This is a genomic window from Mesorhizobium sp. M1396 (genome assembly GCF_040317725.1).
Taxonomy (GTDB): Bacteria; Pseudomonadota; Alphaproteobacteria; order Rhizobiales; family Rhizobiaceae; genus Mesorhizobium.
Genome location: NZ_JAMYLA010000104.1, coordinates 1 through 8,478, shown reverse-complemented (window position 1 = coordinate 8,478; position 8,478 = coordinate 1). Strand labels below are relative to the sequence as shown.

Genomic DNA, 8,478 nt, shown 5'->3' with positions numbered 1-8,478 from the left:
GCCTCGGCGAGCGCGCTCTGATCGCTTCCGCAAGGCTGGTCTCGCTTGTAGTCGGAAGCCCGAATGCGGTGCCGTCGTCCAGGACTCTGTGCAGCGCCTCAATCACCGGCGGAAAGGCATGGCCGTGAACGAGCGAGAAGAAGTTGTTTGCGCAGTCGAAGATTTTCCTGCCGTCCGCGTCGGTGATCCAGCAGCCGGCTGCTGACACAGCATAAGGCGGCTGGGGAGCGAAGAAAGGCGCAGCACGCATGCTTCCGCCTGGGGTGATCTTGAGCGCACGTTGAAATTCATCGCGAGACTTCGGCCCAATGACCTCTCCCCGGTTGTGGCCTAGCCTTGAAATGCGCTGCATGTCCGAACTCCTTGACTACCTTTGTTGAGATGGTGACTGGATCATATGAACCAGAGAATGTCAATCAGGATCAAATGCTTCATATCTGCACACGCGTACTTGCCTACTCGGCTTCCGAGGTTACGTTCGGAATTAACCCTGCTCCTCGGGAAACTAGAGGGCCGAGCAGCGCGACTTTTTCGAGTTGCGCGGCCGGGGCTTAAGGCGTGGATCAGCGTGCCCGCAAAAGCTCTCCCCTTCGCGCTTCGGTGGCCAAAAGATCGACTGCAACCGAATTGGAGCTGAGGACGACGCCGTAGACGTCCCTGGCCACCTCGGGGCTCACGATCTCGTCTAGCACGTCGCGCTGAACGGCGAGGGGATCTCGCCTGAGCGGATCTCCGAAGCCGCCACCACCTGGGGAGCTGACGTCCACCCTTGCGGATCCTAATTGCATGATTCCGTATTGCGGAACGGCAACCCCTTCGCCGCCCTCCAACAGCGTCACCGCGATTGTGCCTTTCACCCCGGGCTCGCCACCTGCGATGCCATAGCCGGTTGGTTTGCGGCTGCCTTCGCTGCGGAACGAGTATTCGGCGGACTGATTGGTCGAGGCAGAATATTCAAGGCCCGTTCCGCCGCGAAACTCGCCAGCTCCCCCGCTGTCCTTGCGCATTTCGCAGCGATCTATCCTTACAGGATAGATCTGCTCGTAGGTCTCGATATTGGGGAGGTTCATCCCGCCGAGGGTGCAGAGCTGTCCGGCCGCAGGGAAGCCATCGCGCCCCCGGACGGCTCCTGCCCCGGACGACCCGTTCCAGTGATACATCACGTAGGTTCTGCTGTCGTCTTTCCGTCCCGACGAAGTGCAATAGCAAGTCTTTCCCCAGCCGGCATAGCCTTCCAAAGGCATGGCGGTCGCAAGGGCGCGCCAGACGGCGTGGACAATCTCGCTCGTCGGATGCACGGTGTTCATCGTCATCGGCGCCGGCGGAAGGGCGTTTACAACAGTGCCGGGCGGTGCGTCGATCGTCATCTGCCGCATGGCGCCCTGGTTCTGCGGTACGCGTCCGTTGAAGAACGACATCACCGCGAGGAAGACCGCCGAACTCGTATTGGCAAGCGAGCTGTTCTTGAAGCCGCGGATTTGCGGCGCGCTGCCAGAGAAGTCGACATGCAGATGCTCATTCTTTACGGTAAGGGTGACGCGAACGGGTACGTCCATCGACTCAAAGCAGTCGTTGTCGGAAACATCCTCGCCATAATAGACCCCTTCGGGAATTGTACGGATCATCTCCTTCATCAGTGTCTGTGCATGATCAAGGATCGCGGTGAAAACCCCCTCAGTTTCAGAGAGACCATACTCGCGAGCGAGCGCGACAACCCTGTCGCGCCCGGTGCGCGTCGAGCCAACCATCGCGGCAAGATCACCGTCAAGAAGATCCGAGGTGCGGCTGTTGAGCAGAAGGAGGCGCCAAAGGTCTTCGCGCACACGTCCGCGCTCGAAGAGGCGGAGCACGGGAAGCCGGATGCCTTCATGAAAAATCTCGGTCGCCGCGGCATTGTAGGTTCCTGCCGCACCCCCACCGATGTCGGATTGATGTGCCCTGTTGCTCGCAAACCCAAGAAACCTGTCATCGACGATGATCGGGCGGATCATCGTCCAGTCCGGAAGATGGTTTCCTCCCGCCTCGTAGGGGTCGCTCAGGAGGAAGACGTCGCCATCGTGAAGATCACCGCCATAGTCGCGAAGTACCGCGCGAACGGCGAAATCGCCTCCCCCCGTATGAATCGGAAGACCGTCGGCGACAGATAGCGCATCGCCTTGGGCATTGCTGAGGAAGCAGGAGAAGTCGTGGCTCTCACTGAAGATCGGACTCTGCGCGGTCCGCGTCATCGCCCATCCCATATATCGAGAGATATGATCCAAGCGCTTCTGCACCAGCGTCATCATGATGGGGTCGACGGCCATGGTCATCACTCCGAGATAGAAAGTTGAATAGAATAGTTCCCACCCTCATCGACCAGCAGCACGTCCGCCGCTCCGAGCAGAATGGTCGTCGTCAGTTCCTCAATGACGGCGGGTCCTATTATCCTTGACCCGGGATGTAGCTTTGAGGGAGAGAACACAGGCGCATCGACGAAGCCAGTGCGAGCGTCGATCCAAACGCTGCGGGTGCTGCTTGCCTGCGGGCTTTCAGCGCTTGCTTCGGCGGCTTCCAGTACCACTGCAGGAAACCGACCCTTGCCGACAAGATGAAAGGCGACGATCTGGACCTCGTTGCGTTCCTGCACATAACCGTAGATGCTGGAGAATTCTTCCTCAAAGCGATGTCGCAGCGTCTGCATGCTGTCCGTACGGCCGAAGAACGGCACGCGCACTGTCCACTGTTGGCCGCGATATCGCAGCTCCAAGAAGCAATCGATGACGATTGCCTCGCTGGAGAAGCTTTCAAGAAGCCGGCCGCGTTGTTCGTCCTCACGCTCGGCAACCTGCTCGGAAATCCGCGCAAGCGTCTCATCGGAAAGCTCGACCATGCAGGATTGAATGACGTCGTGACGAATATTGGAATTGCACATTCCAAACGCGCAGAAGACGCCGGCAAGCCGAGGCACGAACACCGACCGGCATCCCAGAAGGCGAGCGACTGCCGCACCGTGGAGCGCTCCGGCGCCTCCGCAAGCAACGAGCGTCAGGGTTTGAGGGTTGACGCCGCGCTCGCTAGACATCCGCTCCATTGCGTGCAGCATGTTCTGTTCGGCGAGGCGGATGATGCCGATCGCTGCACCTTCCACCGTCAGACCCAGCGCTTGTGCCACGTGCTCGGCGATCGCTTCATGCGCGAGTTCCGAGCAGATGTTGACCGATCCGTCCGCGTAGGCGCCGGGTCGCAGCCGCCCCAACACCACGTGGGCATCCGTGACCGTGGCCATCGTTCCCCCAAGCCCGTAGCAGGCCGGGCCCGGGCGCGAGCCGGCCCCCTGCGGTCCGACTTGCAGCATGCCGCCAGCATCGACATATGCGATCGTGCCACCGCCGGTGCCGACAGTATTGATTTCGACGCTCGCCGTGATCGCCGGGTACCCGGCGATGTCAAGCCGGGTGGTCTCACTAACCTTTCCCCGGTCATAAAGCATGACATCGCAACTCGTCCCGCCAATCTCCATCGTGATGAGACCGCCAAGACCATCTTTCCCAGAGAAATAGTCAAGCGCGCCGACACCAGCGGCCGGTCCTGAGAGGAGCAAGGAAACCGGGCGCTGTTCTATATCGTCGATAAAGGCCGCGCCTCCGTTGCTTTGAACGAGAAGAAGCCTATTCGACATCCCGAGTTCACTAAGGCGCTCGTCGAGCTGTCGGAGATAGGGAACGACCCTTGGACCAATATAGGCGTTGACGACAGCCGTCGAGGAACGTTCGTACTCGCCCATGACCGCCGCGAGCTTTGCTGATCCGCAAACAAAGCAATCCGGCATTGCCTCTCGAAGGTAACGGACGCAAAGTTCTTCATTGGCGTCATTAAGGTAGCTGTTGATGAAGCAGACGGCGACCGCCTGGACGCCGGCCGCCTTGAACCGTGCGATGGCGTCATCGAGATCTGCCCGATCGACTTCAGCTTCGATGCGTCCGTCCTTCAGTACCCGTTCGGTTACCGGCCTGCGCAGCCAGCGTGGCACTAGCACATCGGGCCAAGGCGTCCGATAGTCCCATACGTTCTCACGAAAGCCGCGGCGGATCTCGATAGCATCGCGAAAGCCTCGAGTAACGAGCATACCCGTCTTTGCACCCTTTCCTTCTAGGAGGGTGTTAGTGGCAACAGTGGTGCCATGGACGAAATGAGTGCATGCTGAGAGGAATTGCTGGATCGAAAGACCCTGGCTCTCTGCCAGCGCGGAGACTCCTGCTAGCACACCTACGGAGGGGTCCTCGGGGGTAGATGCGGTTTTGTGGACGCGGATCCCACTGCGCGAGCCGATGGCAACCACATCGGTGAAGGTGCCACCGACATCAATCCCCACTCGCCAAGTTTCATTCGCCACTTCCGGTTCTCCTGTAGTGTTTGTCAATTGATATGGGGAGCTCCGCCAACCCCTCCAAAATCTAAGATGTTCACGATATTCTACGCTATTGTTGGCCTCTCAAAGGACACGGTCGAGATTGGAGAGGTCATTGCATGGACGATAATCCGATCGAAACGCTCATATTTTTATCGAAACTTGTGACGAGTTCCCCAGGGGGGATACCCCTGCTGTACAAGTAAGCGCAGCCGCGACCTAGGAGCCCTATACGATCCACCGTCTCCGCCAAGACTGTTTCCTCCTGCGTCCGTCCAACTTCCGTGCACAGGCGCCCTGCTTGCCGCCCGGGACGCTCGGACATATCTAGAATGACTGGATCATACAGTTCAGCATTCGTCAATATGGATCAATTGCTTCTCGGCGGGAAATCTGGCAAGTTGAATCCGCAATATGGATCGTAGGCTCATGAATTCTAAACCGTCCGAGATAGACGCGAGTTTGCGTCAGCTTATGCCGGAGGCTCGTGGGCACGCAGCTACCGCCATCCAATTCCTCATTGCGCACCGTGACGAGATACCCTTCCGCTCCATGCGGGAACTTGCCAAGCGCGCCCGGGTGCCGTCGGTAACGCTGGTGCGCTTGGCTCAAAATCTTGGCTTCAAGGGGTTCGATGAATTCCGAGAGGTCCATATTACTGAATTGATTAGCGGGAAGGCCAGCAACAGGGGCCGCGCTGCGCAGCTTGTAACCCTTGGCCAGGAGGAAGGGGCCCTTGGCTTTGCGGCAAAGTTCGCTGAGCGTGAAATCGAAGTGCAACGAGCAGCAATTGATACACTCAACGAGAAGCAGCTTGAGGGAGCGGTACAGGCCCTGGTCGACGCTTCGAGGGTCTATGTAATCGGCCGTCGCCCGTTCTTTGCTCCTGCCTATTCGCTAGCCTATTCGCTGCGGAAGGCCAAACCCAACACTTACCTGCTCGACACTGGTGGAGGATCAGGATTGGAACTTAACGACCTTACGCAAGATGACGTGGTCATAGGGTTTACCTCCTATCCCTATAGCCGCGTCACGTCTGACGTGGCGAAAAATGCGAAAGGCCAGGGCGCGACCGTTATTGCGGTCACTGACAGTGAAAACGCCCCAATTGCACAGTATTCCGGTTATCTGTTCCTTATGACGGCGCGTAGCTACGCTTTTCCCGACTCCGTCGCCGGCGCTTATATTATAGCGAATATCCTGGTCGCGCTCACTGTATCGAGGCTGGGTGCAGATGCGTTAGCACGCATCCAGCGCAATGAGCTGGAAATCCGCGAAACCGGTGAATATCTGGCCGAGCCAGCGCGGCGCTCAAAGGCCGTTACATGACGATCAACGTGCTCGACATAGATTTCTGTTTCTTGAGCCGAAGACTCGAACTCGGTTACGTGCGAGTTGGAGCTGGGCGGCGGCGGAGCATGAGGCGGATGGAGGCGATGAATATCCATGCCTCGGCGCTGGCGATAGTTGCCTCGAAATCCTTGGCGAGCCGGCGACAACGTCCGAGCCAGGCGAAAGTTCGCTCGACGACCCATCGTCGCGGCAGGACCTCGAAGCCCTTGGCCGCGTCGGAGCGCTTGATGATTTCGATGGTCCATGTACCCAGGTCGGCGAGAGCCTGCGTCAGTTTTTCTCCGGCATAGCCGCCGTCGGCAAATAGATGGCGCAGCCACGGGTAAAGCTGTCGAATGGAGGCGATGACGCCGACTGCCCCATCCCTGTCCTGGATTTCGGCCGTATGCACCGTCAGCCCGACCAGGTGCCCCTCGGTGTCCACCGTCTTGCCGGCGTCGTAGCCACGCAAACGGCAACGTCCGTGGCCTTTGCCGATTGGCTGTCGATGATGCCAGCGCTCGGGCTCGCCTCGCGACCCAGCGCGCCGCAGCCACCAGGTGGAAGTTGATGGTCCTCCACAGCCCATTGTCTCGCCAGGCATAGAAGTAGCGTTGAACCGTCGAAACGGGCGGGAAGCGGTCCGGCAACGCCCGCCACTGGCAGCCGGTCCAGGCAATATAGAGGAGCGCATCCACTACCGATCGCAGTGCGGTCGTCCGTGGTCGTCCTGTCGCCTTCGCTCCAGGCATGAACGGCTCGATCAACGCCCATTCCCTGTCCGTCAATGCGTTTGCATCCCGCTGCCCCACGCGGCAATATTGCCGGCGGGCGGCCTCCGTCCAACCCATCTCGTGATCCCGCTCAAGTCTAGACAACTCAAGCGAATCAGAACGGACGGAGCCACTCAACCGCTTCCAAGCCCAATCCCGAGTTTCGGGTCAGGGTCTAAGTGAGCCTCCCTGATGAGGTAAATTTTACCAGTGGGATGGAGCGCGCGCCCTGCGGGCACTGCCCCGGAGGCTCATAGAGGTTGGAGGAATACCATAGTTTTGGCAGCTTTTTCGGTAAGCGCTGAGAACAGGCGCGGACGGGTGTCGCCAAGCGAATTGAAGTTGTGTGCGTCAAGTTCTGCAAAAGTGGGGTGGCAGTAGCTGTGACGTTGGCGTGTCCGCCGCGCAGCCCCCGTGTTTAGCTGAGCGGCGGACATGGCGGCCGCGTCTCAGGCGGCCAATGCCCTCACGCTCTCCTTCTTGTGCTCGCGCAAATGATCCATATTGAGGTAGCGGGTCGCCTCGAGCCAGTTCTCGTGGATCTCCACCGCCAGTGCCCGAACCAGCCGCCGCACCTGCCCACCGACACGCGCGGCCAACCGCGGGTGGACGACCGCCGCGTCATCAGCGGCATCATCCATGTCAAGAGCGGCGGTCGTTGGGTCGATGCGCCAGCAGCGTATGGCCCGAGAAAGACACTCTACAACCGCTTCCAGCGCTGGGCGGCCAAGGACGTATGGAGCGATATCTTCCATGCACTTGCCGGCGCGGATGGACCGCCGGCCCAGCTTCTCATCGATTCCTCGGCCGTGCGGGCGCATCGTTGCGCGGCCGGGGGTAAAGATCCCCATGAGGCGACGGGTGGCGGCACTCAGGTAAGGTTTCGGGGTCCGACATCCTAACCTTGGAGACGTCTCATGAATCTCTCATCCGTTGCTGTGCCGCCCGTCGACGAGAAGACTGTCACAATTTTCATGGCACTGGATTTTCATGGCACTGGAATTGAGTAAGTCGACCTGGCTTGTGGCCCTGCACTCGCCGGCGGTCGACAAGATCAGCCTGCATCGCCTGCAAGGAGGTGACACCGAAGGGTTTATGGCTCTCATTGAACATCGGCGCGAACAGGCGCAGGCCGCCTTGACGCGTCCAGTTCGGGTAATGTCGTGCTACGAGGCCGGCTACGACGGTTTCTGGCTGCATCGTTTCCTGTGCGACCGCGGCATCGACAATCAGGTTCTGGACGCGGCTAGCATCCTGGTCGACCGCCGGTCCCGCCGCGCCAAGACGGACCGCCTCGATGCGGCGGCGCTGCTGCGCACGCTGATGGCGTCGCCATCGCCGATTCCCGACTGATCAGCACGACCGACGATCGGGCCGCGTCCCGCCGGCGAGACTATGGCCATCGCGGCAAGTCGAAGGTCATGACAGGAAACCTCTACATGGTCTCCTCAGGGACGTACTTTCCACCGCCGTTTCGCGCTGTCTCCATTCCGAAGGAGAGTGGGGAAAAGGGTTTTGGGTGTGCCCACCGTCAGCGATCGGATCGCACAGAGGGTGGTCAAGCAGATGATTGAGCCGGATTTGGATATCCTCTTTCTTCCAGACTCCTACGGCTACAGGCCGGGAAAATCGGCTCTGGATACAGTTGGCGTCACGCGTCAGCGATGCTGGAAGCATGACTGGGTTCTGGGATTCGAAGTCAAAGGGCTGTTTGACAATCTTCCGCACGATCTCCTGCTGAAGGCGGTCAGGAAGCACGTCACATGCAAGTGGGCTCTGCTCTACATCGAAAGATGGCTGGCAGCGCCGATGGAGAAGAACGGGGAAGTCGTCGAGCGCACACGCGGTACCCCGCAAGGGGGCGTTGTCAGCCCGATCTTGTCGAATCTCTTCATGCACTATGCATTTGATCTGTGGATGACCCGGCCGCATCCTGACCTTCCATGGTGTCGATATGCGGACGATGGTCTGTGCATTGCCGGAACG

At 59.6% G+C, this 8,478-nt stretch carries 6 protein-coding genes and 2 pseudogenes; 4 read left to right on the top strand and 4 right to left on the bottom strand.

What is annotated here, in order from left to right; genetic code table 11:
* The 3 genes from NKH02_RS33495 to NKH02_RS33485 form a co-directional block, all read right to left on the bottom strand.
* Positions 1-352: aminotransferase class III-fold pyridoxal phosphate-dependent enzyme (locus NKH02_RS33495; protein WP_352884072.1), on the bottom strand; the 352-nt coding region annotated here is incomplete at its 3' end.
* A gap of 211 nt (positions 353-563) precedes the next feature.
* Positions 564-2,303: a hydantoinase B/oxoprolinase family protein gene (locus tag NKH02_RS33490; RefSeq protein WP_352884069.1), complete on the bottom strand. Its 1,740-nt coding sequence runs from the start codon at positions 2,301-2,303 to the stop codon at positions 564-566.
* Between the two features lie 5 nt (positions 2,304-2,308).
* On the bottom strand, positions 2,309-4,372 hold the full coding sequence (locus NKH02_RS33485) for a hydantoinase/oxoprolinase family protein (protein WP_352884067.1): 2,064 nt from the start codon (positions 4,370-4,372) through the stop codon (positions 2,309-2,311).
* A 444-nt stretch (positions 4,373-4,816) separates the two neighbouring features.
* On the opposite strand from NKH02_RS33485, the gene NKH02_RS33480 reads away from it, so the two are divergent.
* On the top strand, positions 4,817-5,716 hold the full coding sequence (locus tag NKH02_RS33480; RefSeq protein ID WP_352884065.1) for a MurR/RpiR family transcriptional regulator: 900 nt from the start codon (positions 4,817-4,819) through the stop codon (positions 5,714-5,716).
* 55 nt (positions 5,717-5,771) lie between these two features.
* Here the strand turns inward: NKH02_RS33480 and NKH02_RS33475 are convergent.
* Positions 5,772-6,570: pseudogene (locus NKH02_RS33475) on the bottom strand (IS5 family transposase).
* Between the two features lie 458 nt (positions 6,571-7,028).
* Between NKH02_RS33475 and NKH02_RS33470 the strand changes: the two are divergent.
* The 3 genes and pseudogenes from NKH02_RS33470 to NKH02_RS33460 all read left to right on the top strand — a co-directional run.
* Positions 7,029-7,334 (top strand): annotated as a pseudogene (locus tag NKH02_RS33470) (transposase); the annotation flags it as partial.
* Between the two features lie 148 nt (positions 7,335-7,482).
* The gene (locus NKH02_RS33465; RefSeq protein ID WP_352884063.1) at positions 7,483-7,845 is read left to right on the top strand and encodes a hypothetical protein; all 363 of its coding nucleotides are present in this window, start codon (positions 7,483-7,485) and stop codon (positions 7,843-7,845) included.
* 168 nt (positions 7,846-8,013) lie between these two features.
* Positions 8,014-8,478, top strand: a 465-nt coding sequence (locus NKH02_RS33460; protein ID WP_502913893.1) for a reverse transcriptase domain-containing protein, incomplete at its 3' end; no start/stop codon positions are given.